The sequence below is a fragment of the Roseisolibacter sp. H3M3-2 genome (genome assembly GCF_029211165.1).
Classification (GTDB): domain Bacteria; phylum Gemmatimonadota; class Gemmatimonadetes; order Gemmatimonadales; family Gemmatimonadaceae; genus Roseisolibacter.
On the sequence record NZ_JARGEK010000763.1, the window covers coordinates 1 to 675 of the forward strand.

Here is a 675-nt window from a genome sequence, read left to right on the forward strand (position 1 = left end):
CCGCGAGCGCCAGCGCCGGCGCGACGGCGGGCCATGCGGCGGCCAGCACCGCCGCGGCCTCGCGCGCCTCGGGGATGCGCCCCAGCTCGCGCAGCACGCGGACCTCCCCCCGGACCGCGAGGTGCAGCCCGGGGGCCAGCGCGCGCGCCTCGGCGAACCGCTCGAGCGCCTCTCCGTGCAGCCCGCGCCGCGCGAACAGCGCGCCCTGGCGCGCCAGCCCCTCGGCGCGGTCGCCGCCGCGCGACATGGCGCGGCTGACCGCCGCCTCCGCGCGCTCGACGTCGCCGTGCGCGAGGTGCTCGTCGGCGATGGCGTAGGGGTGCGCGCCCGTGGCCTCGGCGTCGCCGCCCTCGGCGCGCGGCGCCAGCAGGTCGGCGAGCACCGCGTCGGCCGCGTCCTCGTCGAGCGCGAAGCCCGCCACCGCGGCCGCCGCCGGCGCGACGGCGGGCGCGACGATCCCGAACTCCGTCGCCCCCCCCAGGTCGAGCACCAGCGTCAGCCGCCGCCCCGGCACGATCGCGGTCCGCGCCAGCGCGCGCTCGGTCTCGCGCCGCGCGGTGTCGTGCTCCCCCAGCGCGGCGGCCGCGAAGGCGAGCCCGTAACGCGCCGCGACGTCGTCGGGGTCGAGGTCGAGCGCGCGCGCGAAGGCGCCGCGCGCGTCGGCGCGGCGGCGCG

At 82.5% G+C, this 675-nt stretch carries 1 protein-coding gene; it reads right to left on the reverse strand.

What is annotated here, in order from left to right:
• Positions 1-675, reverse strand: a 675-nt coding sequence (locus PYV61_RS26260) for a tetratricopeptide repeat protein (protein ID WP_275836842.1), incomplete at both ends; no start/stop codon positions are given.